24 protein-coding genes are annotated in these 25226 nt (G+C 72.3%); 12 read left to right on the top strand and 12 right to left on the bottom strand.

Annotation, left to right across the window (positions count from 1 at the left end):
* The first annotated feature begins 2 nt into the window (after positions 1-2).
* Positions 3-1127: a glycosyltransferase family 1 protein gene (locus tag ACPYO4_RS10860; RefSeq protein WP_425709256.1), complete on the top strand. Its 1125-nt coding sequence runs from the start codon at positions 3-5 to the stop codon at positions 1125-1127.
* Here the strand turns inward: ACPYO4_RS10860 and ACPYO4_RS10855 are convergent.
* From ACPYO4_RS10855 to ACPYO4_RS10845, 3 genes are read right to left on the bottom strand one after another with little or no spacing between them, the layout of a single operon-like run.
* A complete protein-coding gene (locus ACPYO4_RS10855; RefSeq protein ID WP_425709255.1) occupies positions 1124-1567 on the bottom strand; it encodes a type II toxin-antitoxin system VapC family toxin in 444 nt (147 codons plus the stop codon). The two genes, ACPYO4_RS10860 and ACPYO4_RS10855, sit on opposite strands and share 4 nt — an antisense overlap.
* Positions 1564-1830, bottom strand: a complete 267-nt coding sequence (locus ACPYO4_RS10850) for a hypothetical protein (RefSeq protein WP_425709254.1) — start codon at positions 1828-1830, stop codon at positions 1564-1566. Before ACPYO4_RS10850 ends, ACPYO4_RS10855 begins: the two co-directional genes overlap by 4 nt.
* Before the next feature lie 30 nt (positions 1831-1860).
* Positions 1861-3057 (bottom strand): hypothetical protein, encoded by a 1197-nt coding sequence (locus ACPYO4_RS10845; protein WP_425709253.1) that lies wholly within the window; start codon positions 3055-3057, stop codon positions 1861-1863.
* Between the two features lie 49 nt (positions 3058-3106).
* Here ACPYO4_RS10845 and ACPYO4_RS10840 point away from each other — a divergent pair, with 49 nt between their 5' ends.
* Positions 3107-4264, top strand: coding sequence for a glycosyltransferase family 1 protein (locus ACPYO4_RS10840; RefSeq protein WP_425709252.1), 1158 nt, complete (start codon positions 3107-3109; stop codon positions 4262-4264).
* Here the strand turns inward: ACPYO4_RS10840 and ACPYO4_RS10835 are convergent.
* Positions 4245-5333: an acyltransferase family protein gene (locus ACPYO4_RS10835; RefSeq protein WP_425709251.1), complete on the bottom strand. Its 1089-nt coding sequence runs from the start codon at positions 5331-5333 to the stop codon at positions 4245-4247. The genes ACPYO4_RS10840 and ACPYO4_RS10835 overlap by 20 nt on opposite strands.
* Positions 5334-5383: 50 nt before the next feature.
* On the bottom strand, positions 5384-5974 hold the full coding sequence (locus ACPYO4_RS10830) for a hypothetical protein (RefSeq protein WP_425709250.1): 591 nt from the start codon (positions 5972-5974) through the stop codon (positions 5384-5386).
* A gap of 200 nt (positions 5975-6174) precedes the next feature.
* On the opposite strand from ACPYO4_RS10830, the gene allB reads away from it, so the two are divergent.
* A complete protein-coding gene (gene allB, locus ACPYO4_RS10825; RefSeq protein ID WP_425709249.1) occupies positions 6175-7659 on the top strand; it encodes an allantoinase AllB in 1485 nt (494 codons plus the stop codon).
* Positions 7660-7662: 3 nt separating this feature from the next.
* Here the strand turns inward: allB and ACPYO4_RS10820 are convergent, their stop codons facing one another.
* On the bottom strand, positions 7663-8520 hold the full coding sequence (locus tag ACPYO4_RS10820) for a bifunctional allantoicase/(S)-ureidoglycine aminohydrolase (protein WP_425709248.1): 858 nt from the start codon (positions 8518-8520) through the stop codon (positions 7663-7665).
* Positions 8521-8684: 164 nt separating this feature from the next.
* Between ACPYO4_RS10820 and uraD the strand changes: the two genes are divergently transcribed.
* The 5 genes from uraD (at position 8685) to xdhC (ending at position 14728) form a co-directional block, all read left to right on the top strand.
* On the top strand, positions 8685-9182 hold the full coding sequence (gene uraD / locus ACPYO4_RS10815) for a 2-oxo-4-hydroxy-4-carboxy-5-ureidoimidazoline decarboxylase (RefSeq protein WP_425709247.1): 498 nt from the start codon (positions 8685-8687) through the stop codon (positions 9180-9182).
* Positions 9179-9517, top strand: a complete 339-nt coding sequence (gene uraH / locus ACPYO4_RS10810) for a hydroxyisourate hydrolase (protein ID WP_425709246.1) — start codon at positions 9179-9181, stop codon at positions 9515-9517. Before uraD ends, uraH begins: the two co-directional genes overlap by 4 nt.
* Before the next feature lie 230 nt (positions 9518-9747).
* On the top strand, positions 9748-11343 hold the full coding sequence (locus ACPYO4_RS10805; protein WP_425709245.1) for a xanthine dehydrogenase small subunit: 1596 nt from the start codon (positions 9748-9750) through the stop codon (positions 11341-11343).
* The gene (gene xdhB / locus ACPYO4_RS10800; protein WP_425709244.1) at positions 11340-13832 is read left to right on the top strand and encodes a xanthine dehydrogenase molybdopterin binding subunit; all 2493 of its coding nucleotides are present in this window, start codon (positions 11340-11342) and stop codon (positions 13830-13832) included. The genes ACPYO4_RS10805 and xdhB overlap by 4 nt, the downstream gene beginning before the upstream one ends.
* Positions 13832-14728, top strand: a complete 897-nt coding sequence (gene xdhC, locus ACPYO4_RS10795; RefSeq protein WP_425709243.1) for a xanthine dehydrogenase accessory protein XdhC — start codon at positions 13832-13834, stop codon at positions 14726-14728. The genes xdhB and xdhC overlap by 1 nt, the downstream gene beginning before the upstream one ends.
* On the opposite strand, the gene ACPYO4_RS10790 is transcribed toward xdhC, so the two are convergent.
* Positions 14706-14960, bottom strand: a complete 255-nt coding sequence (locus ACPYO4_RS10790) for a hypothetical protein (protein WP_425709242.1) — start codon at positions 14958-14960, stop codon at positions 14706-14708. The two genes, xdhC and ACPYO4_RS10790, sit on opposite strands and share 23 nt — an antisense overlap.
* 111 nt (positions 14961-15071) lie before the next feature.
* Here ACPYO4_RS10790 and ACPYO4_RS10785 point away from each other — a divergent pair, with 111 nt between their 5' ends.
* Both ACPYO4_RS10785 and ACPYO4_RS10780 read left to right on the top strand, forming a co-directional pair.
* Complete coding sequence (locus ACPYO4_RS10785; protein WP_425709241.1) at positions 15072-15395, top strand: hypothetical protein; 324 nt, start codon at positions 15072-15074, stop codon at positions 15393-15395.
* Complete coding sequence (locus tag ACPYO4_RS10780) at positions 15329-16726, top strand: HNH endonuclease (RefSeq protein WP_425709240.1); 1398 nt, start codon at positions 15329-15331, stop codon at positions 16724-16726. Before ACPYO4_RS10785 ends, ACPYO4_RS10780 begins: the two co-directional genes overlap by 67 nt.
* 58 nt (positions 16727-16784) lie before the next feature.
* On the opposite strand, the gene ACPYO4_RS10775 is transcribed toward ACPYO4_RS10780, so the two are convergent.
* The 4 genes from ACPYO4_RS10775 to ACPYO4_RS10760 form a co-directional block, all read right to left on the bottom strand.
* Complete coding sequence (locus ACPYO4_RS10775) at positions 16785-18137, bottom strand: 8-oxoguanine deaminase (protein ID WP_425709239.1); 1353 nt, start codon at positions 18135-18137, stop codon at positions 16785-16787.
* Between the two features lie 109 nt (positions 18138-18246).
* The gene (locus ACPYO4_RS10770) at positions 18247-19710 is read right to left on the bottom strand and encodes an NCS2 family permease (protein WP_425709238.1); all 1464 of its coding nucleotides are present in this window, start codon (positions 19708-19710) and stop codon (positions 18247-18249) included.
* A gap of 70 nt (positions 19711-19780) precedes the next feature.
* Entirely contained in the window at positions 19781-21079 is a 1299-nt protein-coding gene (gene guaD, locus ACPYO4_RS10765) for a guanine deaminase (protein ID WP_425709237.1), read from the bottom strand.
* A gap of 264 nt (positions 21080-21343) precedes the next feature.
* The gene (locus ACPYO4_RS10760; protein WP_425709236.1) at positions 21344-21847 is read right to left on the bottom strand and encodes a nucleoside deaminase; all 504 of its coding nucleotides are present in this window, start codon (positions 21845-21847) and stop codon (positions 21344-21346) included.
* A gap of 269 nt (positions 21848-22116) precedes the next feature.
* Here ACPYO4_RS10760 and pucL point away from each other — a divergent pair, with 269 nt between their 5' ends.
* Complete coding sequence (gene pucL / locus ACPYO4_RS10755; protein WP_425709235.1) at positions 22117-23058, top strand: factor-independent urate hydroxylase; 942 nt, start codon at positions 22117-22119, stop codon at positions 23056-23058.
* A gap of 49 nt (positions 23059-23107) precedes the next feature.
* A complete protein-coding gene (locus ACPYO4_RS10750; protein WP_425709234.1) occupies positions 23108-24703 on the top strand; it encodes a nucleobase:cation symporter-2 family protein in 1596 nt (531 codons plus the stop codon).
* A gap of 29 nt (positions 24704-24732) precedes the next feature.
* Here the strand turns inward: ACPYO4_RS10750 and ACPYO4_RS10745 are convergent, their stop codons facing one another.
* A complete protein-coding gene (locus tag ACPYO4_RS10745; RefSeq protein ID WP_425709233.1) occupies positions 24733-25218 on the bottom strand; it encodes a SufE family protein in 486 nt (161 codons plus the stop codon).
* Positions 25219-25226 lie beyond the last annotated feature (8 nt).

The following is a 25226-nucleotide window of genomic DNA, read 5'->3' as shown; positions in this document are numbered from 1 at the left end:
CCATGACCCAGCCGACGCGGATGCTCATCATCTCGTTCTCGAAGATCGCGACCGACCCCCGCGTCCTCAAACAGGTCAGCTACTTCGCGGACCGATACGAGGTGACGACGTGCGGGTTCGGGCCGGCGCCCGAGGGCGTGGCCGAGCACATCGAACTGCCGCTCACCCACACGAACAAGCTCGACGGCCGCCTCATCACCTCGCGCATCTACCGGCTCGCGCTGTGGGCGCAGCGCGGTATGCGCAAGGCGCGCGAGCTGCTCAAGGGCAGGGAGTTCGACATCGCCCTCGCCAACGACTTCGAGGCCGTTCCGGTCGCGCTCGGCACGCGCCCGCGGTTCGGGGTCCACGCCGACATGCACGAGTACTTCCCGCGCTGGCGCGAGGAGCAGGACGCCTGGCGCCGCCGGATCGGGCCGTACTACCTCTCGCTCTGCAAGCGGTACCTGCCCCGGTGCCGTTCGCTCTCTACCGTCTCCGGCGGTCTCGCGCGGGAGTACCAGCGGATCACCGGGATGGACGTCGAGGTGGTGACGAACGCGACGCCCTACTACGACCTGGAGCCCGGGACCGTCGGTGAGCGGATCCGCCTGGTGCACTCGGGAGTCTCGCTGCGGCGCAGGCACCTCGAACTGACGATCGAGGCAGCGGGTCGGGCCTCCGACGTCGTCGAGCTCGACATGTACCTCATGAAGTCCGACCCCACGCACCTGGCCGAGCTAGAGGAGCTCGCGGCCGCCACGAGCAACGTCCGCATCCTCGATCCGGTCCCGTACGCGGAGCTCGTCGAGACTCTCAACCGCTACGACGCCGGTATCTTTGTCGTGCCTCCCGTGACGTTCAACCTCGAGTGGACGTTGCCGAACAAGTTCTTCGACTTCGTGCAGGCGCGGCTCGGCATCGTCACCGGCCCGAGCCCGGAGATGGCGGAGCTCACCCGGACGCACGGCCTCGGCGTCGTCACCGGCGGGTTCGCGGTCGACGACATCGAGGCGACGCTCGCCGGGCTCGACCGGGACGAGGTCGCGCGATTCAAGGCCGCGAGCCACGCCGTGGCGCAGGACCTCGCCGCGGAGGCCGAGGTCGAGAAGTGGGGTGCCGCGATCGAGAAGCTGCTGGCAGGCTAGACGTCGGCCAGGGCGATGCCGATCGCTTGGGCCGCGTCGTTCTGCCGGCGGTCGCGTGAGAGCAGACGCACCTCGTCCGGCGTTGACTCGCGGAACTGCGCACATGCGGCCAAGTGGATCGCATCCAGGGAACGCACCGGTGTGCTGAGGACATACCGCTGCGCGAGGGCGAGCGTGGCGCCATCCAGGGCGACGACACCGACGGGTCCGATGTCGGATGTGTCGGCGGCATATCGATCCATCAGGGTGGCTGCCGTGGATGCGTCGATCGTGCCTTGCCGAGTCGCCCGTGCGAACGCGCTCGCGATCTCGACGTCCGTCAGCTCGCTGGTGATCACCGGGTCCTCGTGCTCATACACGACCTGTGTCAGTCGGGCGGAGTCGGACTGGTCGCCCAGATAGACCCGGGCGAGCGCGCTGGTGTCGATGTAGATGATCACCGCTCGTCGCGTTCCGCGGACACGAGATCCGACGCGTACCCGGGAGGCGTGGAGACCTCCAGTTGGGGGTGCGGTGCGGGTCGTGCGGCGCGGGACGTCAACCGTCCGGCAGCGATCGCCTCGTCCTTCCACGCCTGTCGGCCGTCGACGGCAGCCCGAAGCAGCCGGGTGACGAATGCGTTGACGGACTCACCGGTCATGGCGGCGTGTGCCTTGACCGCATCGGCCAGCGGCTCGTCGAGCCGGGTGATGATCTGCTTCATGCCATGATGATAGCAGTCTTGGGTTTGATGCTATCGACCGGACCAGGTCTCCGCGACCCCGAGGAACGGCGCCAGCGCGGCCGCTGACGCCCGCCCGTCGTGGTGCGTCCGAGCCCATGACGGGCCGGTCGCCGCGACCTCGGTGAACCGGTCGCGATCCCGCAGGATCTCCTCCATCACCTCCGCGAAGGTCTCCGGGGTGGCGTCGATGACCGGCAGCTCGCCGTCGAGCCGGGACCGGACCCGCTCGTGCACGTGCCCGACGACGAGACGCCCCGCCGCCATCGCCTCCGCTGCGAGCGCGCCGACCGCCCCGAGGAGGATCTGGTCGACCACGATGTCCGCGCCGGCGACGAACTCCGGCATCTGCTCGTGCACCACCCCCTCGAGCCGCCGGTAGGTGATCCGCCCGGCGGCGTCGAGCCGCTCGAGCTCCGGCTCGATGACGGCCGTCCCCTTGAGCGCCGGGTTCGACGGCGCGTGCACCACGATCGGCCGCTGGTGGCCGAGCGCCGGCACCGTGTGCGGGGCGCCGAACCCCTCGACGTCGACGACGACCGGCAGCAGCGTGGCGCCGGGGGCGAGGTCGAGCAGGTCCGGCGTCGAGACGAAGATCGGCAGGTCCTCGACCTCGAGGAGCCGTTGCGCGGCACGGATCCGGTCCAGCGCGTCGTCGTCGACCGTGACCGCCGACCGGTAGGGGCTCGTCGGGTAGAGCTCGGCGTGGCGGACCGGGTCCCGGATCTCGGAGCCGTGGAGGACCACGGCAGGTGCCACGCCGGCCGCCCGGTAGGCGGCGATCTCCGCCCCGTCCGCCACCGCCGTCGTCATCGCGGTGGGGGAGTAACCGGTCTCGAGCAGGACGTGGCTGAAGCGCGCGAGCACCCCGTCGCGCCAGGCCGCTCGTCCCGGGCGCAGCGCGAGCGGCAGCCGGACGTCGGCCGGGTAGGAGAACCGGTCGACTCCGCCGGGCCGCTGCAGCGTCACCGACCGCGCGGCGACGCCCGCGAGGTGCGCCTCGACCGCGCGCGCCCACAGGAAGCCCTGGCCCGCCGTGTTCGTCGGCCCGACGAGCAGGCCGGCCTGGCGCTCCTCCGGGAGGAAGGGGACGAGGTCGCCGGCCGCGCGGAGCTCACGGACGAACAGGCGTCGCTCCACCGCCTCGCGCCGGTCGGTCGGGAGGCGCCGCACGCCGGCGGCCACGACGTCACGCAGGCTGGGGCTCATGCCGACAGTGTGCCGGTCGACCCGGGCCACGGGTGGGAACATGGGCGCCATGACGCATGCCGCCCCCGCGCCGGACCCGCGACCGTCGGTGCTCGTGATCTCGTACTCGACCCTGGTCTCCGACGCCCGGCTGCTGCGGCAGATCCGGCTGCTCGCGCGGACCTACGACGTCACGTCGTGCGGCTACGGCCCGGAGCCGGACGGGGTGGCGGCCCACGTCCGCATCCCCGACGATCTCGTCGCCTGGCACAAGGACCGGGCGCTGCTCATGCAGCGGCGGTTCGCCGCCGTCTACCGACGGAACTCGGTCAATTCCTACCTGCGGGACCAGCTGCCGGCCGGGTTCTTCGACGTCGTCGTCGCCAACGACGCCGACACCGTGCCGCTCGCGCTCGCGCTGCGGCCGAACGCCGGCGTCCACGCCGACCTCCACGAGTACGCGCCGCGCCAGCACGAGGCGTCCCCGCGCTGGAAGCTGTTCGTCGCGCCCTACTACCGGTGGCTGATCCGGACCTTCCTGCCCCTGTGCGACTCCGTCACCACGGTCGGTCGCGGCCTGGCCGAGGAGTACGCGCGGGAGTACGGCGTCGACGCCGGCGTCGTCGTCAACGCCGCCCCCTTCCGGGACGCGAGCCCGACGCCGGTCGGTACCCCGGTGCGCCTCGTCCACTCCGGCGGGGCGACGCGGGTGCGGGCCATCGAGGTGATGATGCGCGCCGTGACGGCCTCGACCTCCGGGGCCACGCTCGACCTCTACCTCATGCCGTCCGATCCCACCTACCTCGCCGAGCTCGCGGCCCTCGCCGAGACCTCGGACCGCGTCACCCTGCACGACGCCGTCCCGGCCGACGGGCTCGTCGAGACCCTCGCGGGCTACGACGTCGGGCTGTTCCTCGTCCCACCGGTGACCTTCAACCTCGAGTGGACGCTGCCGAACAAGTTCTTCGACTTCGTCCAGGCCCGTCTCGGCATCGTCGTGGGGCCGAACCCCGAGATGGCCGCCCTCGTGCACGGCCACGGCCTGGGCGCGGTGACCGAGGGGTACACCGAGGCCGACCTCACCGCCCTGCTCGACCGGCTCGACGCGGACGAGGTGGCCCGCTGGAAGGCCGGCTCCGCCGCTGCCGCGCGGGAGCTGGGGGCCGAGAACCAGATGACCGCGTGGTCGGACGCCGTCGCCGCGCTCGTCACGCGCGGACGGCCGTGAGCCGCTCCGGCGGCTGGAAGAGGACCCGCAGGGGCGTGCGCATCGCCGCGTCGTAGACGACGACGGACACGGCGACGCTCACGGCCACCAGCACGGGCGTCAGCCAGGTCGCCAACGCGTCGTTCGGGGGGAGCGGGCCGCCGAGGAGCAACGCCGCCAGCACCACGAGGTTGATGAGTACCGGGTGCACGAGGTAGATCGGCAGCGTTCTCCCGGCGATGTAGCGCGAGACGGTCCGCACCCGGCCGCTGCGCACGGCCAGGACCGAGCCGCCGACCGCCGCGGCCAGCCCGGCGACGGACAGCGGGAACGCCAGCGGCCGGTCGAGGCCGGCGAGGAGGGCGACGGCGGTCAGCCCGGTGAAGGCGGACCCGCCGATCAGCAGCACGGGCCACGGCGGGAGCTCGGAGAGCCGCTTGACGGCAGAGAACGCGTAGCAGCCGAGGAAGTACCAGAACGCGTACCGGGCCACCCGTACGACCGCGTAGGTGGCCAGCGACGGCACCGACTCCTCGATGACCGGCTCCAGGTAGGGGGCCGTGGCGGCGAGCACGAGCGTGAGGCCGAGCACCACGGCCGGCCACCGGCGCAGGAGCTTGGCCGTCACGAAGAACACGACGAGCACGGCGAGGAACCAGTAGGCGGTGCCGGCGAACGGGATCGCCTTGAGCCGGTCGAGCGCGTAGGCCTCGGGCGCGGCGGGCTGGTAGGCGAAGCCGGCGAAGGAGGCGAACGCCAGGCTCCACAGCACGTAGGGCCACAGCAGCACGAGGACCCGGCTGCGGGCGACCACCGGCCAGGGCCGTCGGACGGCGCGGTGCGCGAGGAGGCCTGCGGTGAGGAAGAAGAGCGGCATGCGCATCGGCAGGAGCACGTCGTTCGCCCGGGTCCAGAACACCGAGCCGAAGCCGTCCGGGTTCGGGAGCAGCCGGTCCATGCCCGCGCCCCCGAGGTGGTAGGCGACGACGAGGATGATCGCCGCGGCCTTGGCGGCGTCGACCCAGTGCAGCCGTTCCTGGGTCGGGGCGCCCGTGCGGGGTGTGGTGGGGGAGGGCGGTCGGTCCGGCATCGTCCCCGAGGGTAGAGGGTCGCTCGGGGCCGCCTCGGTCGTTCCGGTCGTCAGCCGGCGATCTCCCCGACCCGCTGACCGCGCGGGGCCAGCTCGGCGTCGAGCACCGCCCGGAGGTGGGCGAGCTCGTCCGCGTCGCGCGCACCGAGCTCGACGAGGACGTGCGGCGCGCCGTCGGAGGTGCGCACCGCCGCCGCCTGGCGCGGCGTCGTCGTCCGTTCCAGGGTGGTGCGCGGATCGGTGAGCAGGATCCGCACGACGCCGGCGGCGGACATCTCGACGCCGGCCACCTCGGACCACGGGACCGCCAGGCCGCCCGGACCGACGAGGCCGGAGTCCTCCACGAGGAGGTCGATCGCGTCCTCGCCGGTGCGCCGGTCGTTGCGCAGCCGCACGAGGGCCACCAGCGTCCCGCCCGCGCCGATCACGCCGACCGCGCCGAGCAGGAGGATCGCGAACAGTCGGCGCGTGACCTCCCCGGAGACGAGGCCGGCGATGCACACGACGGCCAGCGCCGTGAAGCCGAGCAGGACGAGGAGCTGGCGGCGCACCTTCCTGCGGCGCTCGCCGTCGTCGGCGACGAACCGGGCGAGGACGTCCGTGGCCCGTCCGGCGTCCGGGGTGGTGGGGTCGATCGACATGCTGCTCCTCGGGCTGCGTCGGGCTTGCAGTGCGAGGGTAGTCGCGCGGCGATTGACCGGCGCTCCTGCGTCGGCCTACGCTTCCGTTGTGCAGAAGGTGGATCTCACGAAGTGGAATCCATGCGTGCGATGATGGCGGACCGGCAGGAAGCCGCGGAGCGGTCGGTTGACGGCCCCGCCGAGCGATCGAGGGAGATCAGATGACCGACGAGACGACCTCCGCCCCGCCCCGGCGCGGCATCGCCGACGTCAACGACCCGGAGCGGGTCCGCGCCCAGATCCGCGAGTACCTCGCCGAGCACGGCCAGGCGGCTGCGCGCGAGGACGGCCCGGCCGGCAGGCGCGAGGACGGCACGGCGGACCTCGTCGTGCGCGGGCGCCGCGTGCACGGCCCGGACGGGTTCGCCTCGCGCGAGGTCGCGGTGCGGGACGGGCGCATCGTGGCCGTCGAGCCCCTCGGCGCCGGCCTGGTCGGCGACACCGTGATCGAGCTGGCGGACGACGAGGTCCTCCTGCCCGGCCTCGTGGACGCCCACGTCCACGTCAACGAGCCCGGCCGCACCGAGTGGGAGGGCTTCGCGAGCGCGACCCGCGCCGCTGCCGCCGGCGGCGTCACCACGATCGTCGACATGCCGCTGAACTCGATCCCGTCGACCGTCAACCGGCCGGCGCTGGAGTACAAGCGCCTCGTCGCGGCGCCGCAGGTCTTCGTCGACGTCGGCTTCTGGGGCGGCGCCGTCCCCGGCAACGTGCCGGACCTCGCGGACCTGCACGAGGACGGCGTGTTCGGCTTCAAGTGCTTCCTGTCCGGCTCGGGCGTGGACGAGTTCCCCCACCTCGAGGCCGACGAGCTCGAGGAGCACCTCACCGAGCTGACCCGCCTCGGCGCGATGATGATCGTCCACGCCGAGGACGACCGCTCGATCGGCCGGGCACCCGCCGCCGCGGGCGCCGGCTACGGCAGCTTCCTCGCGTCCCGCCCGCGCGGCGCCGAGAACCTGGCGATCGCCCAGCTCGTCGAGCGCACCCGCTGGACCGGCGGCCGCAGCCACGTCCTGCACCTGTCCTCCTCCGACGCCCTGCCGATGCTGCGCAGCGCGAAGGCCGACGGCGTCGACATCACCGCCGAGACCTGCCCGCACTACCTGGCCCTGAGCGCCGAGGAGGTCGCGGACGGCGCCACCACGCACAAGTGCTGCCCGCCGATCCGCGAGGAGAGCAACCGGGAGCTCCTCTGGGAGGGGCTGCTCGACGGCACGATCGACTACGTGGCCAGCGACCACTCGCCCTCGACCGTCGAGCTCAAGGATCTCGAGCGCGGCGACTTCGCCGTCGCGTGGGGCGGGATCTCCTCGGTCCAGCTCGGGCTGCCGATCGTGTGGACCGAGGCCCGCCGCCGGGGCATCGCCCTCGAGCGGGTCGTCGAGTGGATGTCCTCCCGCCCCGCGGACCGGCTGGGCCTGGTGCGCAAGGGGCGCATCGCCCCCGGGCAGGACGCCGACCTCGCGGTGCTCGCACCGGACGAGGAGTTCGTCGTGGTCGCCAAGGAGCTGCGCCACCGCAATCCGATCTCCGCCTACGACGGCAAGGAGCTCGCCGGCCAGGTGCGCCGCACGTTCGTGCGCGGAACCGAGGTCGACGCCGAGACCCCGCGGGGCCGGCTGCTGCGCCGCGGGGCCGACTGACGCCTACCGGTGCATGCCGCCCAGGCCGAGCGGGACGTGCCGGTTGACGTCCTTGTAGAGCAGGTAGCGGAACGGGGCGGGCCCGCCCGCGTAGCAGGCCTGGGGGCAGAAGGCGCGCAGCCACATGAAGTCGCCCTCCTGGACCTCGACCCAGTCCTCGTTGAGGCGGTACACGGCCTGTCCCTGGAGCACGTACAGCCCGTGCTCCATCACGTGGGTCTCGGCGAACGGGATGATGCCGCCAGGCAGGAACGTCACGATCGTCACGTGCATGTCGTGGCGGACGTCGGTCGGGTCGACGAAGCGCGTCGTGGCCCACCTGCCCTCGGTGTCCGGCATCGGGGTGGGCTCGACGTCGCGCTCGTTGGTCACGAACGACTCGGGCACGTCGACGCCGTCGACCCGCTGGTAGGACTTGCGGATCCACATGAACCGCACGGGCTCCGCGGCGTCGTTGGCCACCGTCCAGGTCTCCCCGGGGGCGACGAACGCGTAGCCGCCCGGCGTCATGTGGTGCTCTCCGGCTGCCTCGCCCGCGGACTCGCCCAGGGTCAGCGTGAGCTCGCCCTCCATGACGAACAGGACGGCCTCGGCGTCCGGGTCCTCCTCGGGGCGCTGCGACCCGCCGCCGGGGGAGACCTCCATGAGGTACTGCGAGAACGTCTCGGCGAACCCGGTCAGCGGGCGCGCGAGGACCCACAGCCGGGTGCCGCTCCAGTGCGGCAGGTTCGAGGTGACGATGTCCCGCTGGGTGCCGCGCGGGATGACGGCGTACGCCTCGCGGAACATGGCGCGGTCGGTGAGCAGGTCGGTCTGCGGCGGGTGGCCGCCGTGGGTGGCCCAGTACGTCGGCTCGGTCATCGGTGATCCTTCCGGGTCGGCTCTCTCGGCATGCTGCCACGGGCCCGCGGGCGTCCGCCCCCCGGATCGGCGAGGATCGTTGTTGACAGCGCCGATCCGGTGCCCATACGTTGCAATAGTCGGAAGTTGTATTCCGCTATCCGAAACTATCACGAGGTAGCCGCATGACGACCACCCTGAGCACCTTCAACGACGACGCGGACGCCGCCCGCGAGACGCTCCTGGCCTGCGTGCGCGTGCCGCGCTGGGCCGACGAGATCGTCGCCGGCCGCCCGTACGCGGGTGCCGACGACGTGCTGCACGCCGCCCGGACCGCCGCCGACCCGTGGACCGACGGCGAGGTCGACGGCGCCCTGGCCCGCCACCCGCGCATCGGCGAGCGGGCGAGCGGTGACGACGCCGACGCGGCCCACTCCGCGCGCGAGCAGTCCGGGGTCGACGCCGGGGACGCCTCCGTCGCCGAGCGGCTCCGCGCCGGCAACCTCGCCTACGAGGAGCGGTTCGGCCACGTCTTCCTCATCCGCGCCGCCGGCCGGGACGCCGAGGAGATCCTCGCCGCCCTCGAGCAGCGCCTGACCAACGACCCCGCCACCGAACGTCGCGTCGCCGCCGAGCAGCTGCGCGAGATCGCCGTCCTTCGACTCCAGGGAGAACTGTCATGACCTCGCACGTCACCACCCACGTCCTCGACGCCGTCACCGGGGTCCCGGCCGCCGGCATCGCCGTTCGCCTGCAGCGCCTCGACGGCGACGCCGCCACCGACGTGGCGAGCGGCACGACGAACGAGGACGGCCGCATCGGCGACCTCGGCCCCGAGGCGCTCGAGGCGGGCACCTACCGCATCTCGTTCGCCTCGGGCGACTACTTCCGAGCCCAGGGTCGGGAGACGTTCTTCCCGTCGGTGACGATCGACTTCTTCGTCGAGGCCGGTCGCGACCACTACCACGTGCCCTGCCTGCTCAGCCCGTTCGCCTACTCGACCTACCGCGGCAGCTGAGCGGTCCGACGGGCCCCCGCGCGCGCCTCACCCGCGCGATTTCAACCATCGTGTTGAACTTCACGATACGAAATTAATCTTCCAGAATCTTGCCGACCGGGTGTCGCGAGAGTAGTGTCGACCGCACGCGCCGGGGATGTCGTGAGGCCCCGTACGCGGACGCGACGGCCGTTCGGCCGGGGATGCGCACTCCCCACGCACGACGCTGCAGCTCGACAAGGAAGTGAGCAATGGCCCGCATCACGGTGAACGTCAACGGTGAGGACCGCGAGATCGACGGCGCCCCCGTGCACACGAACCTCCTCGACTGGCTGCGCTCGCTCGGCCTGACCGGGGCGAAGGAGGGGTGCGCCGAGGGTGAGTGCGGCGCGTGCGCGGTACTCGTGGCCCGCCCGGACGGCGAGGACCGCACCCGGTGGACCTCCGTCAACGCCTGCCTCCCGCCGGCGCTGGCCTTCGACGGCCAGGAGATCGTCACGAGCGAGGGCCTGGGCACCGCCGAGGGCGCCTGCGCCGTCGAGGACCTGCACCCCGTCCAGCGCGAGATGGCCGACCGCGGCGGGTCGCAGTGCGGCTACTGCACGCCCGGGTTCATCTGCTCGATGGCCGCGGAGTACTACCGCCCCGAGCGCACCGGTGCACCGGCCGACGCCGAGGTCAACCTCGCCGCAGGCTCCGACGGCACGGACGGGAGCGTCGGGACCGTCACGGGATCGACGCCGGCCGGTGCGACGACGGTCGTGGAGACCGCCGCGGTGCCCGCCGACACCAGCGACGCCCACGCCCACGAGACGGGCCCCAACGGCTTCGACATCCACTCCCTGTCCGGCAACCTCTGCCGCTGCACCGGCTACCGGCCGATCCGCGACGCCGCCTACGCGCTGGGCTCCCCGGAGTCGGAGGACCCGCTCGCGCAGCGCCTCGACGCCGCCGGGCCCGCGGCCCGCGCCACGGCCTACGCCGCGGGCGAGGCCGAGTTCCACCGGCCCGCGACCCTGACCGACCTCCTCGACCGGCTCGCCGAGCAGCCGGACGCGCAGATCGTGGCCGGGGCGACCGACGTCGGCGTCGAGCTCAACCTCCGGCACACGCGCCCGCCGGTGCTGCTCGCGGTCGACCGGCTCGCCGAGCTGCGCGACCTCACCCGGACCCCGGACCACGTCGAGATCGGGGCGGCCCTCACGCTCTCGGAGGTCGAGCGCGAGCTCGACGGCGAGATCCCGGTCCTGGCCGAGCTCTTCCCGCTGTTCGCCTCGCGCCTCATCCGCAACGGCGCCACGTTCGGCGGCAACCTCGGCACCGGCTCGCCCATCGGCGACGCGCCGCCGGCGCTGCTCGCGCTCGGCGCCTCCCTCGTGCTGGCCTCCCGCGGCGGCGAGCGCGTGGTCGACCTGGCCGAGTACTTCACCGGGTACCGCCAGACGGTGCGTGAGCCCGGCGAGATCATCAAGGCGGTGCGGATCCCGCTGTCGCTCGCGCCGACCACCGCCTTCTACAAGATCGCCAAGCGGCGCTTCGACGACATCTCGAGCGTCGCCGTCGCGATCGCCGCCCGGATCGAGGACGGCCTCGTGTCGGACATCCGCATCGGCGTCGGCGGCATCGCCGCCACCCCGGTCCGGGCGCTCGCCACCGAGGACGCGCTGCGGGGCCGACCGTGGAGCGAGGAGACCGTCTCCGCCGCGGCCCAGGTGATGTCCGGCGAGGGCACGCCGATGGACGACCACCGTGCGAGCTCGCGCTACCGCAGCGCGATGCTCGGTCAGGCCCTGTGCCGCTTCTATGTCGAGAACAGCCCGTCCGAGGTCCTGGAGGTGGCCCGATGAGTGCTCTGTCCGAGCGTCCCGTCAACCCGGTTGTCGGCCGCAGCGTCCCGCACGAGAGCGCGTCCCAGCACGTCACCGGGACCGCCCTGTACACGGACGACCTCACGGTCTCCACGCACGGCGTCCTGCACGCCTGGCCGGTGCAGGCACCGCACGCGCACGCGCGCATCACGTCCCTGCGGCCCGAGCCCGCCTACGACGTCCCCGGCGTCGTGCGGGTGCTCACGGCGGACGACGTCCCCGGCACCAACGACGCCGGTACGAAGGCCGACGAGCCCCTGTTCCCGCCGGAGGTCATGCACCACGGGCACGCCGTGTGCTGGGTGCTCGGCGAGACCCTCGAGGCGGCCCGGCTCGGCGCCGAGGCCGTCGAGGTCGACTACGAGCCGCTGCCCTCCACGCTCAGCCTGACGGAGGCCATCGCCACGGAGTCGTTCCAGGGCTCGCGGCCGACGATCGTCCGCGGCGACGCCGAGTCGGCCCTCGCGACCGCGGCCCACCGCTTCTCCGGCGAGTTCGAGTTCGCCGGCCAGGAGCACTTCTACCTCGAGACGCAGGCCGCGCTCGCCAAGGTCGACGAGGGCGGGCAGGTCTTCGTCCAGTCCTCCACCCAGCACCCCTCGGAGACGCAGGAGATCATCGCCCACGTCCTCGGCCTGCACAACCACGCCGTGACCGTCCAGAGCCTGCGGATGGGCGGCGGTTTCGGCGGCAAGGAGGCCCAGGCCAACGGGCCGGCCGCCGTCGCCGCCCTCGGCGCCGTGCTCACGGGCCGTCCGGTGCGCGTGCGCTACACCCGCACGCAGGACCTGACGATGACCGGCAAGCGGCACGGCTTCCACGCCACGTGGGACATCGGGTTCGACGAGGACGGCAGGATCGTGGGGCTGGACGCCACCCTCACGGCCGACGGCGGATGGTCCCTCGACCTGTCCGAGCCGGTCCTCGCCCGGGCGCTGTGCCACATCGACAACGCCTACTTCATCCCCGACGCCCGCATCCACGGGCGCATCGCGCAGACCCACAAGCAGTCGAACACCGCGTTCCGCGGCTTCGGCGGCCCGCAGGGCGCGCTCGTCATGGAGGACATCCTCGGCCGGTGCGCCCCGCTGCTGGGCATCGAGCCGGGCGAGCTGCGCCGCCGGAACTTCTACGCGCCCGGCCAGTCCACGCCCTACGGGATGCCCGTGCGGCACGCCGAGCGGCTCGAGGCCCTGTGGCAGCAGGCGCTCGACTCCTCCGACCACGCCGAGCGGACGGCCCGCGTGGCCGAGTTCAACGCGAGCCACCGGTTCACCAAGCGGGCGATCGCGATGACTCCGGTGAAGTTCGGCATCTCGTTCAACCTCACGGCCTTCAACCAGGCGGGGGCGCTCGTGCACGTGTACAAGGACGGCTCGGTGCTCATCAACCACGGCGGCACCGAGATGGGGCAGGGGCTGCACACGAAGATGCGGCAGGTCGCCGCCACCGCCCTGGGTGTCAACCTCGAGGACGTGCGGCTCGCACCGACCCGCACCGACAAGGTGCCCAACACCTCTGCGACGGCGGCCAGCACCGGCGCCGACCTCAACGGCGGTGCGGTGAAGAACGCCTGCGAGCAGATCCGCGGCAACATGGCCGAGGTCGCTGCCCGGCAGTTCAACTGCCACCCCGAGGACGTGCGGTTCTCCGGCAGCCGGGTCACCGCGCTGGGCGTGGGCGACGCCGAGCTGACGTTCGCCGAGCTGGCCCACAAGGCGTACTTCCAGCGCGTGCCGCTGTTCGCGGCCGGCTACTTCCGCACGCCCGGCCTGCACTGGGACGCCAAGACGTTCCAGGGTGAGCCCTTCCGGTACTTCGCCTACGGCGTGGCCGTCTCCGAGGTCGAGGTCGACGGCTTCGACGGCGCCTACCGCTTCCTGCGCACCGACATCGTGCACGACGTCGGGGACAGCCTCTCCCCGCTCGTCGACGTCGGGCAGGTCGAGGGCGGCTACGTCCAGGGCGTCGGCTGGCTCACGCAGGAGGAGCTGGTCTGGGACCAGTCGGACTCCGACAGGCGTGGCCGGCTCGCCACCCAGGCCGCGAGCACGTACAAGCTGCCGAGCTTCTCCGAGATGCCCGAGGAGCTCAACGTGCACTTCCTCGAGCGCGCGGAGGAGACCGGGGTGGTCTACGGCTCCAAGGCCGTCGGCGAGCCGCCGCTGCTGCTCGCGTTCGCGGTGCGCGAGGCGCTGCGCGAGGCGGTGGCCGCATTCGGCCCGGGCGGCCGCGAGGTGCGGCTCGCGAGCCCCGCGACCCCCGAGGCCGTCTACTGGGCGATCGAGGCCGCCCGAGCACCCGGCGACGACGTCGACGGCGTCCCGGGATCCCCGGCCACGGCCGGAGTGCACCACGGCGCCGACGCGAACGGTGCCGAGACGAACGGTGCCGAGACCAACGGCGCCGCGACCCGGAGCGACACCTCTCGCCCGGGCGCGACACCGGTCCCGGTCGCGGGGGCCTGATGGACTGGCTCGCCGCGCTGCAGCTCCTCCGCGAGGAGGGGCGGCCCGGCGTGCTCGCCACCGTGCTCACGGTGCGCGGGCACGCCCCGCGCGAGTCGGGCGCCAAGATGGTGGTCGGCGTCGACGGGACCTGGGGCAGCGTCGGTGGGGGCAACCTCGAGGCGAGCGTCGTCGAGCGTGGCCGCGAGGTCATCGTCGAGGGCCTGACCGCGCCCGAGCAGATGTCGTTCGGGCTCAACGAGCACGCCGACAACGCGCACGGCACCCAGTGCTGCGGCGGCGACGTCACCGTGCTGCTCGAGCCGTTCGTCGCCCGACCCTCGATCGCCGTGTTCGGCCTCGGGCACGTCGGCCTGGAGCTCGGACGGATCCTCGCGCGTCTGCCCGTCTCGCTCCACCTCGTGGACAGCCGGGCGGAGATGGTCGACGCCGAGCGGCTCGCCGACGTCGTCGGGAGCGCCACCGTCCACCGTCACCACGCGCCGGCGCCCGAGGTCGTCCTGCGCGGGCTGCCCGCGGGCTCCCACGTGATGATCATGAGTCACGACCACTCCGAAGACCTGTTCCTCTGCGACGCTGCCATCACGCGCGGCGACCTGGGCAGCGTCGGCCTCATCGGGTCGCGCGCCAAGTGGCTGCGCTTCCGGAAGCGGCTGGGCGAGGCCGGCCACGACGCCGCCGCGATCGAGTCGATCCACAGCCCCATCGGGAGCCCCGGCATCTCGGGCAAGACTCCCGAGGTCATCGCCATCAGCGTGGCCGCGTCCCTCGTGCAGGTCCTCGAGGGCGGCGAGATCGCGCGCGGCTGGGGGAGCGGGACCGTCGTCCCTCGCGAATGGACCACGACCGACGTCGACGGGACGAGCCCGATGCCTACCGCCGTCGAAGGACGATGAGTCCGTCCCAGCCCTTGACGCCGACCGTCTGAACGGCGGTCGCTTCGAGGGAGGGGTCGACCACCGCTCCGTCCCGCACCACGTTGTCGATGACGATGACGGCACCAGGACGGGTGAGCCGCAGCGCCGCCTCGAGATGGATCGGATTGCTCGGCTTGTCGGCGACTCCCGCGCGTTCGACATCCGCCCGGGCCGCACGTGCATCGTGCCGCGAGGTATCCACAGGCATCATTGGTGCACGTTCATCCCCAACAGTGGAGTTGGTCGCTGTTCGTTGTCGCTGGTCGTCGGTAGCGTCCGGAGTAGATCGATACCGAACGCGACGGTGCGAGGGGAGGGCGACGTGGACACGCAGTGGTGGGGCGCCATGCAGCGGGAGCTGGTGGCCGACGTCGTCCCCACGGCCGCGGGCATGCGTGTGGTGACCGAGGCGCTGACCGGGGTCGAGATCACCACCGAGGCCGCCGCGATCGAGGTGATCGCGGCCGCGGAGGGGCTCAAGGCAGCGGCCGCAGCGGTGCAGGTGCGGGCCACAGCGGTGGTCGAAGTGCTGCGCCGCACCCGTGAGGACGTCAACGGTGTCCCGCGGGCGCGGCAGGGGTGGGGCTCGCCGAGGAGGTGGCGCTGGCACGGCGCGAGTCGCCGTCGACCGGGCAGCGGCGGTTGAAGGCCGGTCGGGTGATCGTCGACGACATGCCCCATGCGCTGGCGCTCATGGAGTCCGGGCGCCTCAGCGAGACTCGGGCCCACCTGCTGGTCGCGGAGCTGGTGGACCTGGAGCCGGCCGATCGGCGGGTGGCCGATGAGGAGCTGGCGCCGGTCCTGGACTCGCTGTCGGACCGGCAGGTGCGGTACCGGGCCCGGCGCATCGCTCACCGGTTGGACGGGGAGGCCGCCGCCAGGCGGGCGGAGGAGGCGCGGCGCTCGCGCCGGGTGACGATACGTCCTGCCACCGAACCGGGGATGTGTTTCCTGACCGCGCATCTGCCCGTGGCCGAGGGGCGCCGCGTCCACGACTCGTTGGTCCAGGAGGCCGATCAGGTCCTCGCAGGGCAGGGTGATGCCGGCGCGATTCCTGATGACGGGGCCGCCGTTGCCGATGCCGCCTCCGCCAGGTCCTCCGCGGACGGCCGGACCCGCGGACAGCTGGTGGCCGATCTGCTCGTCGAGCGGGTCACCGGTGTGGGCGCCTCGGCGCCGCGGGACGTCGATCTGACTCTTGTGATGACCGACCAGACCCTCGTCGGCGGCGACGAGCCTGCCTGGATGCCCGGCCAGGGACCGATCCCGGCCCGGGTGGCGCGGGACATGCTCACAGAGGCCAGCGCCCGGGACGTGGACCTGCGTCGGATCTGGACCGAGCCGGCCACGGGACTGATCACGAAGATGGACGCCCGATCCCGGATCTTCAGCCGCCGGCTACGGCGGATGGTGCTGCTGCGCGACGACGACTGTCGTAACCCGTACTGTGGCGCACCTTTGCGGCAGATCGACCATGCGATGCGCTGGTCCGAGGGCGGGGCGACGAGTCTGGACAACGCATCGGGCCTGTGTCAGCGCTGCAACCTCATCAAGGAGCTGCTGGGCTGGTCGCACACCACGACCGCGACCTCGCTGACCGTGCGTACCCCGACGGGGCACGAGTACCGGGCCGCGCCCACACATCTGGCCGCACCGGCCGAGCCGCCGGAGGGGGTGGTGCTCATGCGCACAGGCGCCGGCGGCGATCTCCGAGCCGTGCGGGACCCGCACCGCGAGCACGGCCCACCGTGCTCATGGGTCCCCGCGCAGCGGTACGTACCTGATGGCAAGCCTGTCGCCGCGCCCAATGGTGAGCAGGGCCAGCACGACGTCGTCGTCGGCCACGATCCGCCGGACCGTTCGTCCATCGAACCGCGTGCCCGATCCCGCCTCGATGTGAACGACGTCCCGGACCCGGACCCGGACCCCGATCCGGATCCTGACCCCGACGGCCGGGACCTCGGCGACGTCGGGTGACCAGGGATGACGCGACGCCCGGTGCGCAGAGTGGGCGCGCTCATGCGTCTCCTCGCGCCTACCCGGCCACGAGCGCCCGGGCGGCCGCCGAGTGCTCGGCGACGAGCGCGGGCACGTCGAGCCCGACGACCTGGCCGCCCTCGACCCGCCACTGCCCGCCGACCATCACGCGGTCCGCACGCTCGGTCCCGCACAGCAGGAGTGCGGAGAGCGGGTCATGGCTGCCGGAGAACTGCAGGTCGTCCTGCCGGAACATCGCCAGGTCCGCCTGCTTGCCCGGCGCGAGCACGCCGATGTCGGTGCGGCCCAGCGCACGCGCCGACCCCTGCGTCGCCCAGTCCAGGGCACGGCGCACGGTCACCCGGTCGGCGCCGTAGTAGAGCCGCTGCAGGTACATCGCCTGCCGCACCTCGGAGATCATGTTCGACCCGTCGTTCGACGCGGACCCGTCGACCCCGACGCCGAGCGGTGCGCCGGCGTCCTCGAGCTCGACTCCCCGGCACACGCCGGAGGCGAGCCGCATGTTGGACGACGGGCAGTGAGCCACCGCGGTGCCGGCAGACCCGAGGCGGGCGATCTCGTCGTCGTCGAAATGGATGCCGTGCGCGAGCCACGTGCGGTCCGTCAGCCACCCGACGGACTCGAGGTAGTCGACCGTGCGCATCCCGAACCGCTCGAGGCAGAAGTCCTGCTCGTCGTCGGTCTCGGCGAGATGCGTGTGCAGCCGGACGTCGTTGCGCTCCGCGAGATCGGCGCTGTCGCGCATGATCGACGTTGTCACGGAGAACGGCGAGCACGGCGCGAGGGCGATCTGCACCTGCGCGCCGTCGCCGCGCTCGTGGTGGGTGTCGATGAGCCGCTGGGAGTCGGCGAGGATCGTGTCCGGGTCCTCGACGACGGACTGCGGCGGGAGGCCACCGTCCCGCTCGCCGAGCGTCATCGAGCCGCGCGTGAGCATCGCGCGCATGCCGAGCCGCCGCGTCACCTCCGCCTGGATGTCGACGGCGTCCTCGAGCCCGCCGGGGAAGATGTAGTGGTGGTCGGCCGCCGTCGTGCATCCCGAGCGCAGGAGCTCGGCCATGGCGACCGTCGTCGCCAGCTCGAGCGCCCGGGGGTGCAGCCGGGCCCAGACGGGGTAGAGGTTGACGAGCCAGGGGAACAGCGGGACGTCGGCGACCGGCCCCCAGGCCCGCGTGAGCGTCTGGTAGAAGTGGTGGTGCGTGTTGATCAGACCGGGCACGACGACGTGCTCGCTCGCGTCCACCACCTGCTGCGGCTCGATCGTCGGTGCCCCGCCGGACGGGACGAGCTCGAGGACCGTGCCGGTGGTGGGGTCGACGACGAGGCCGCCCCCGGCATCGTCCGGCGTGCCGGTGTGGGTGGCGAGCGGGTTCTTGATCCAGATGCTCACGTGGTGCTCCAGTCTCGATGCGGGGGGTGCTCGTTGCGGGTGGTGCGGCTGGAACGCCTCGACCGTCCAGGTGCCGAGCTCGGCACCTGGACGGTCGGTGCGCTGGTGCCTAGACGAAGAAGACGTATCTCACGGCGAGCAGGATGGCGACGACGTAGAGCACCGGGTGCACCTTGCGGATGCCGCCGGTGAACATCTGGATCGCGCAGTAGCTGATGACGCCGATGCTCACGCCGTTGGCGATCGAGAACGTCAGCGGCATGACGATGATCGTGAGGAAGGAGGGCACGCCCTCGGCGATCTCGTCCCAGTCGATGTGCCGGATCCCGTCCATCATCATCGCGCCGACGAGGACGAGGATCGGTGCGGTGGCGGCGCCGGGGACGGCGCCCATGACCGGCCACAGCAGCATCGAGGCGGCGAACAGGATTCCGGTGAACGACGAGCTGACGCCGGTGCGCCCGCCGTCCTGGATGCCGGACGCGCTCTCGACGTAGGCACTCACGGTCGACGTGCCGAGCGTCGCGCCGACCATCGTGGCCAGTCCGTCCATCGAGAAGGCCGTCTTCGCCCGCGGCATGTCGCCGGTCTCCGAGAGGTGGCCGGACTTCTGCGCGAGACCGGTCAGGGTCCCGGTCGCGTCGAAGAAGTCGACGAAGAAGAACGTGAACACGACGCTGAACAGCCCGATCCCGATGGCGCCGGCGATGTCGAGCTGTCCGACGAGGTCGGAGGGCCACACCGGAGCGGCGACGATGCCGTCGGTGAAGCCCTGGAACGCCTGCGGCGTGCCGTCGGCGGACGAGTAGACCTCGGCGCGGGAGATGATCGCGATGATCGCGGAGGCGATGATGCCCCACAGGAGCGCGCCCTTGATCCGCAGCTGCAGCAGGACGGCGGTGATGAGCAGCCCGACGACGGCGATCCAGGCGTCCGGCGCGGTGAGGTCGCCGAGGGTGACGAGCGTGGCCTCGTCGGTGATGACGAGGCCGGCGTTGCGCAGCCCGAGGAAAGCGAGGAAGCAGCCGATGCCGGCCATGATGGCGAGCTTGAGGCTCATGGGGATCGCCATGACGATCGCCTTGCGGGCGCCGACGACGCTGAGCACCACGAAGAGGATGCCGGAGATGAACACTGCGCCGAGCGCGGTCTGCCACTCCACGCCCATCCCCAGCACCACGGTGAAGGAGAAGAAGGCGTTGAGACCCATGCCGGGTGCCTGAGCGAACGGGTACCGCGCGATCACCCCCATGAGCAGACAGCCGATGGCGGCGGCCATCGCCGTGGTCATGAGGAGCTGGACCTGCCCGTTCGGGATGTCGATCGCCGCCCCGAGCACCTCGGGGTTGACGAAGAGGATGTAGCTCATCGTGAGGAACGTGACGAGGCCCGCGCGCAGCTCGCGCGGGATCGTCGAACCCGAGGCGGTGATGCCGAACCACCGGTCGAGCCATCCCTTGGGTGCGGGCTTCTCGGGACTGTCCGCGACGTCGGCCGGACGCGTCGTCGCGTCGGCGTGGTCGCGTGTGGCGCTGCGGGTCCGGTCGGACCTCGCGTCCTTCTTGCTGGTCATGCGGGCCTCCATGGGCGTACGTGTCGCGCTGAGGACTGCGGACGGGGTGGCTGCTGCGGTGACGTGCGGGTCAGGCGCGGGGACCGTCGGCGACGTCGCCGCCGATCCACACGGTGTCGATGTCGGCAGGGGTGCCGAGGGCGAAGATCTTCGCCAGCGCATCGGTCGGGTCGCTCGCGTGGCGCAGCGCGGTGCGCAGGGCGCCACGCGGGCCGGGCCGCAGCAGCACGGCGTCGAGCTGCTTGCCGACCGACAGGTCGCCGACGCTCTCGTCCAGGCCGAGCGCGGTGGCTCCCGAGCGCGTGGCGAGGTGCAGCAGGTCCGGGGCCGCGAGCGGCACGCCGTCCGCCCCGAGCAGCTGCTGCGCGAAGTAGGCCTGCAGCCCCTCCTTGAGGAGGCTGAAACCGGTCCCGGCCCCGACGTCGGAGCCCAGCGCCACGCGCACGCCCGCCGCGAGGTGCGCGCGCAGCGGGAAGAGCCCGCTGCCGAGCGCCGCGTTGGAGGTGGGGCAGTGGGCCACTGCGGCTCCCGCCGCGCCGAGCACCTCGAGGCCGTGCGGCGTCGGGTGGACGTTGTGGGCGAACACCGAGCGCTCGCCGATGAGACCGTGCTGGTCGTAGGTGTCCACGTAGTGCCGGGCGTCGGGGAACAGCTCGCGGACGTCGGCGATCTCCTGGACGTTCTCGTTGACGTGCGTCGTGAACCACGTGTCGTCACCGAGGAGCTCCCCGCACGCGGCGAGCATCTCGTCCGTCGTCGAGAGGGCGAACCTGGGCGTGACCGCGTACCGCAGACGTCCCCGTCCGTGCCAGCGCTCCGCGAGGCGCCGCCCGGCCGCGAGCGACTCCTCGGGGGTCGTCAGGAGCTCGCCCGGCAGCGTCCGGTCCGACACGACGAGCCCGGAGGTGACGCGCAGCCCCGTCGCCTCGGCCTCGGTGAACAGGGCGTCCACCGCGCCCTCGAAGTGGGAGCCGAACACGAGCGCCGTCGTCGTGCCCGCACCGAGCAGGCCGTCGACGAAGTCCCGGGCGACCCCGCGGGCGTACGTCGGGTCGGAGAGCCGGGCCTCCTCGGGCAGCGCGCAGGCATCGAGCCAGTCGAGCAGCGGCATCCCGAGGCCGCCGATGGCCCGTACCTGCGGGTAGTGGACGTGGGTGTCGACCAGTCCGGGCAGCAGCACGCCGTCACGGATGTCGACGACGTCGTGCTCGGGGTGCTCGGCCCGCGCGGTCGCGTAGTCGGTGCGGGCGACGATCGTGCCGCCCTCGACGACGAGCGCGCAGTCCTCGTGGGAGCGCAGCTCGGCGGGTCGGTCGGTCGCGGTCGGGTCGCCCGGGGTGTCGAGGACCAGTGCGCGGTAGATCGTCACGTGCGCACCGCCTCGTGGTCGAGGCAGGCAGGGGAGTGTCGTGTCGGCGCCATCGCCATTCGCTCCTGTACGCAGCCGGCGTCACCCGAGGGCGGAGGCTGCAGCAGCGGCACGGTTGAGGTCTGCACCGCGCCGATGGTTATCCATGCCGGGAACAACGACGCGTCGTGCAGGGACGTTAGCGGGGCGGCGCTCGACACGCAAGAGGTTATGGAAGGGAACTTTCGGAACGCGGAAGCGATCGGTGGTCGCGTCCGCGTCTTGTCAGGACCAGAATCCCGCGTGCGCCCGGGCGGCCTCGTCCTCGAGGTGGGGGCCCGAGACGGCGACCTCCCGCTGGCCGCGCGCGAAGACCTCGCGGCAGGGCAGGTCGAGCGTCGGGTTCTCCGGATGGGACCCGGTCAGCTCGAGCAGGCGGGACTCGCTCAGCGCGTAGACCACGCGGTCGATCCCGGTCCAGTAGGCCGCCCCGGCGCACATGGCGCACGGCTCGGCGCTCGTGTACAGCGTGCTGCCGCGCATGCCCTCGGGGCCCACCGCGCGGGCGGCCGAGGCGACGGCGAGCAGCTCGGCGTGCTGCGTCGGGTCCCCGTCCGGGCCGGTCGAGCGGTTCGCGGCCTCGGCGAGGGGCCGGCCGTCGGCGGCGACGACGGTCGCGGCGAACGGGTGCCGGCCGTCCGCGCGGGCCGCGGCGGACCGGTCGACGGCCTCGCGCAGCCGGCGCAGGTCCTCGGGGGTGGCCGGGGCGTTCGCCCTGGGCGACGTCATGTCTGGCTCCTTCGCGGCGGTCGGTAGGGGCGTCGTCCGCCACCGTAACGGCCCTCGAGGAGCCCTTGCCCGCGGTCTTGACACGCCCCCGGCACCCCCGTAGGTTGATGCCGCATGGTGGACTAGTTATTCCGCCACATGAAAATGACATTGTCGTCAGCGGGGCCGCCCGACACCGACGATCTTCGCCCGGACGCGACGCGCGGGTGGATCGCGTCCGGTCGACCGCCGCCCGGACGGCACCGCACGCACCATCGAGGGAGCTGGGCATGACCGAGAGCACCACCGCCACCACGGACACCGGTCGGATCGTCCTGGGTGAGAACCAGTACGGCAAGGCCGAGGTCCGCCTCGTCAAGGTCGACCGCCAGGAGGCGCGCCACTGCATCACCGACCTGTCGGTGACCTCCCAGCTCCGCGGCGACTTCACCGTGGCCCACACCGAGGGCGACAACAGCCCCGTCGTGGCCACCGACACCCAGAAGAACACGGTCTTCGGCCTGGCCCGCGACGGCATCGGCTCGCCCGAGGCGTTCGGCCTGCGCCTGGCCGAGCACTTCACCAGCTCCTTCGACTGGGTCTCCGGCGGGCGCTGGCTCGTCAAGGAGCACACGTGGGAGCACATCCCCACCTCGCTGGACCGGAACTCCACCGACGGTGAGCACAACCACTCCTTCGTCCGCACCGACGTCGAGACCCGGACCGCCCTCGTCCAGCGCGACGGCGCGGACACGTTCGTCGTGGCCGGCCTGGAGGACCTGGCGGTGCTCAAGTCGACCGGGTCGGAGTTCCACGGCTTCCCGCGCGACCGCTTCACCTCGCTCGTCGAGACGACCGACCGCGTGCTCGCGACCTCGGTGACCGCGAAGTGGCGCTACCTCGACACCGCGATCGACTTCAACGCCGTCTACGACGACGTGCGCCGCATCCTGCTCGAGACCTTCGCCGACGTCCACTCGCTCGCGCTCCAGCAGACCCTGTTCGAGATGGGCAGGCGTGCGCTCGAGGCGCACCCGGAGATCGCGGAGTTCCGCTTCTCCATGCCGAACCTCCACCACTTCCTCGTGGACCTGGACCAGTACGGGCTCGACAACCCGAACGAGGTCTTCTATGCCGCCGACCGCCCCTACGGCCTCATCGAGGCCGAGGTCCGCCGCGACGGGGTCGCCCCCGAGCCGCGCGCCTGGTCCACCTCGGCCGGATTCTGCTGACGCCCGCCGGCGTCACGCAGCGACCCACCACCTGAGCAAGGGAGCCAGGATGAGTACGACAACGCCAGAAGAGCTGGTGAAGGGCGAACGCCCCGAGGACGAGACCTACCCGGCAGGCCGGACGATCCTCTACGGCCTGCAGCACGTGATGACCATGCTCGGCGGCATCGTCGCGCCGCCGATCATCGTCGGCCAGGCCGCCGGCCTGAGCGCCACCGACATGGGGATCCTCATCTCCGCGGGACTGCTCGTCAGCGGTCTCGGCACGCTCCTGCAGACGCTCGGCCTGCCGTTCTTCGGCTCGCAGCTGCCGGTCGTCCAGGGGATCTCGTTCGTCTCCGTCTCGACGATGGTCACCATCGTCACCGGCGGCGGGAGCATCACGACCATCTTCGGCTCCGTGCTCGTCGCGGGCGCGATCGGCCTGGCGGTCTCACCGTTCTTCTCCCAGGTGGTCCGATTCTTCCCGCCGGTCGTCACGGGCACGATCATCACCACCATCGGGATCTCCCTGTTCCCGGTGGCGGCCGGCTGGATGATGGGCAGCAGCGACGCAGACCCGGACTGGGGCTCCGCGGGCAACATCGGGCTGGCGATGTTCACGCTCATCGTCATCCTCGTGCTCAGCAGGTTCGCCTCGGGCACCCTTTCCCGGCTGTCGATCCTGCTCGGGCTCGTCATCGGTACGGCCTTCGCCGCCGCCATCGGGATGGCTGACTTCTCGGCGGTCGGGGACGGCGACACCTTCGCGCTGCCCTCGCTGTTCCACTTCGGCATGCCGACGTTCGAGGTCGGGGCCATCATCTCGATGACCGTCGTCATCTTCATCGCGATGACCGAGACCGTGGCGGACATCCTCGCGGTCGGCGAGATCATCGACACCAAGGCCGACTCACGCCGCGTCGGTGACGGCCTGCGCTCGGACATGATCACGACCGTCGTCGCGCCGGTGCTCAACACCTTCCCGGTGACGACCTTCTCCCAGAACGTCGGGCTCGTCGCGATCACGGGCATCAAGAGCCGGTTCGCCGTCGCCGCCGGTGGTGGCGTGCTCGTGCTGTTCGGGCTCGTGCCGCTGCTCGGCCGAGTCGTCGCCGCCATCCCCAACCCGGTCCTGGGAGGCGCCGGGGTCGTGCTCTTCGGCTCGGTCGCGGTCGCGGGCATCCGGACGCTGTCGAAGGTGAAGTACGACGGCAACCTCAACCTCACCCTCGTCGCGACGGCGCTCGCCTTCGGTGTCATCCCGATCGCGATGCCCAGCTTCTACGACGACTTCCCCACCTGGGTGGGCATGATCTTCCACTCGGGCATCAGCGCGGCCGCGATCGTCGCGGTCATCCTCAACCTCTTCTTCAACGAGTTCCGCTGGGGCCGGCGCGAGGACCCCTCGGTGTTCACGGCCGGCTCGACCGCCCGAGCCAACGTCGCCGGCGACGTCCAGGAGCGGCGCTCGGCCTACTTCGCGCAGCTCGACCGGCGCAGGAAGGCCGAGCATGAGGCGCGGGAGCAGGCGGAACGGACCGTACGCCGGCGGTCCGGGCACGGGCGGCGTTCCGGCTCCGCCTCGGCGATCGACCGCGAGGCCGACCGGGCGAGCGACGCTGAGCTCGCGTGGCCGCACCTGCGGGACGAACCGCGACGATGACCGGGCGCCGGTCGGTCACGGGCCGGGGGTCACCCGTCGGTGCCGTCGGCCGGCCGGTGCAGCCCGGCCGCCTCGGCCACCTGCCGGCGGACCCGGGTGAGCAGTCCCGCCATCCCCTGGAGCCGGAGCGGGCTGACGACGTCGGCCAGCGCCAGCCGGGAGGGCAGGTCCGCGGGCACGGCCAGCACCTCGCCCGCGGTCGCACCGGCGAGCCCCGCGGTGACGATGCCAGCGAAGCCCCGCGTCACCGGGGCCTGCGGCGCGGCGGAGACGTGGATCGTCACCGGGGCGTCCGTCCCGGTGCCTGCCACCTCGGCGCGCACGAAGACCGGGGCCTGGCACTCGCGGACGGCCTCGAGCAGCTCGGGGTGGTCGCGGAGCCGCTGGGGGAGCTCCGGGAGGTCGTCGCCCAGCTCGACGAGCAGCTGGACCCGTTCGGGTGCGGGGAGCGCACCCAGGTCGCGGGCGATGTCCGCGAGTGCCGGACGCAGGTCGTGCAGGTCGTCGTCGGTCATCGTGCCCC

The sequence above is a fragment of the Georgenia sp. Z1491 genome (genome assembly GCF_049856175.1).
Taxonomy (GTDB): Bacteria; Actinomycetota; Actinomycetes; order Actinomycetales; family Actinomycetaceae; genus JB111.
This window is presented reverse-complemented; position numbering and strand designations above follow the sequence as displayed.

Bases quoted from the DNA above. Each gene is read 5' to 3' on its own strand.
- ACPYO4_RS10835 (WP_425709251.1), bottom strand. From the start codon at position 5,333: ATGCCGGACCGACCGCCCTCCCCCACCACACCCCGCACGGGCGCCCCG.
- ACPYO4_RS10860 (WP_425709256.1), top strand. From the start codon at position 3: ATGACCCAGCCGACGCGGATGCTCATCATCTCGTTCTCGAAGATCGCG.
- uraD (WP_425709247.1), top strand. From the start codon at position 8,685: ATGACGACCACCCTGAGCACCTTCAACGACGACGCGGACGCCGCCCGC.
- ACPYO4_RS10845 (WP_425709253.1), bottom strand. From the start codon at position 3,057: ATGAGCCCCAGCCTGCGTGACGTCGTGGCCGCCGGCGTGCGGCGCCTC.
- ACPYO4_RS10750 (WP_425709234.1), top strand. From the start codon at position 23,108: ATGAGTACGACAACGCCAGAAGAGCTGGTGAAGGGCGAACGCCCCGAG.
- ACPYO4_RS10830 (WP_425709250.1), bottom strand. From the start codon at position 5,974: ATGTCGATCGACCCCACCACCCCGGACGCCGGACGGGCCACGGACGTC.
- ACPYO4_RS10820 (WP_425709248.1), bottom strand. From the start codon at position 8,520: ATGACCGAGCCGACGTACTGGGCCACCCACGGCGGCCACCCGCCGCAG.
- ACPYO4_RS10760 (WP_425709236.1), bottom strand. From the start codon at position 21,847: ATGACGTCGCCCAGGGCGAACGCCCCGGCCACCCCCGAGGACCTGCGC.
- ACPYO4_RS10745 (WP_425709233.1), bottom strand. From the start codon at position 25,218: ATGACCGACGACGACCTGCACGACCTGCGTCCGGCACTCGCGGACATC.
- ACPYO4_RS10850 (WP_425709254.1), bottom strand. From the start codon at position 1,830: ATGAAGCAGATCATCACCCGGCTCGACGAGCCGCTGGCCGATGCGGTC.
- uraH (WP_425709246.1), top strand. From the start codon at position 9,179: ATGACCTCGCACGTCACCACCCACGTCCTCGACGCCGTCACCGGGGTC.
- ACPYO4_RS10805 (WP_425709245.1), top strand. From the start codon at position 9,748: ATGGCCCGCATCACGGTGAACGTCAACGGTGAGGACCGCGAGATCGAC.
- pucL (WP_425709235.1), top strand. From the start codon at position 22,117: ATGACCGAGAGCACCACCGCCACCACGGACACCGGTCGGATCGTCCTG.
- ACPYO4_RS10770 (WP_425709238.1), bottom strand. From the start codon at position 19,710: ATGACCAGCAAGAAGGACGCGAGGTCCGACCGGACCCGCAGCGCCACA.
- ACPYO4_RS10790 (WP_425709242.1), bottom strand. From the start codon at position 14,960: ATGATGCCTGTGGATACCTCGCGGCACGATGCACGTGCGGCCCGGGCG.
- xdhC (WP_425709243.1), top strand. From the start codon at position 13,832: ATGGACTGGCTCGCCGCGCTGCAGCTCCTCCGCGAGGAGGGGCGGCCC.
- xdhB (WP_425709244.1), top strand. From the start codon at position 11,340: ATGAGTGCTCTGTCCGAGCGTCCCGTCAACCCGGTTGTCGGCCGCAGC.
- ACPYO4_RS10840 (WP_425709252.1), top strand. From the start codon at position 3,107: ATGACGCATGCCGCCCCCGCGCCGGACCCGCGACCGTCGGTGCTCGTG.
- allB (WP_425709249.1), top strand. From the start codon at position 6,175: ATGACCGACGAGACGACCTCCGCCCCGCCCCGGCGCGGCATCGCCGAC.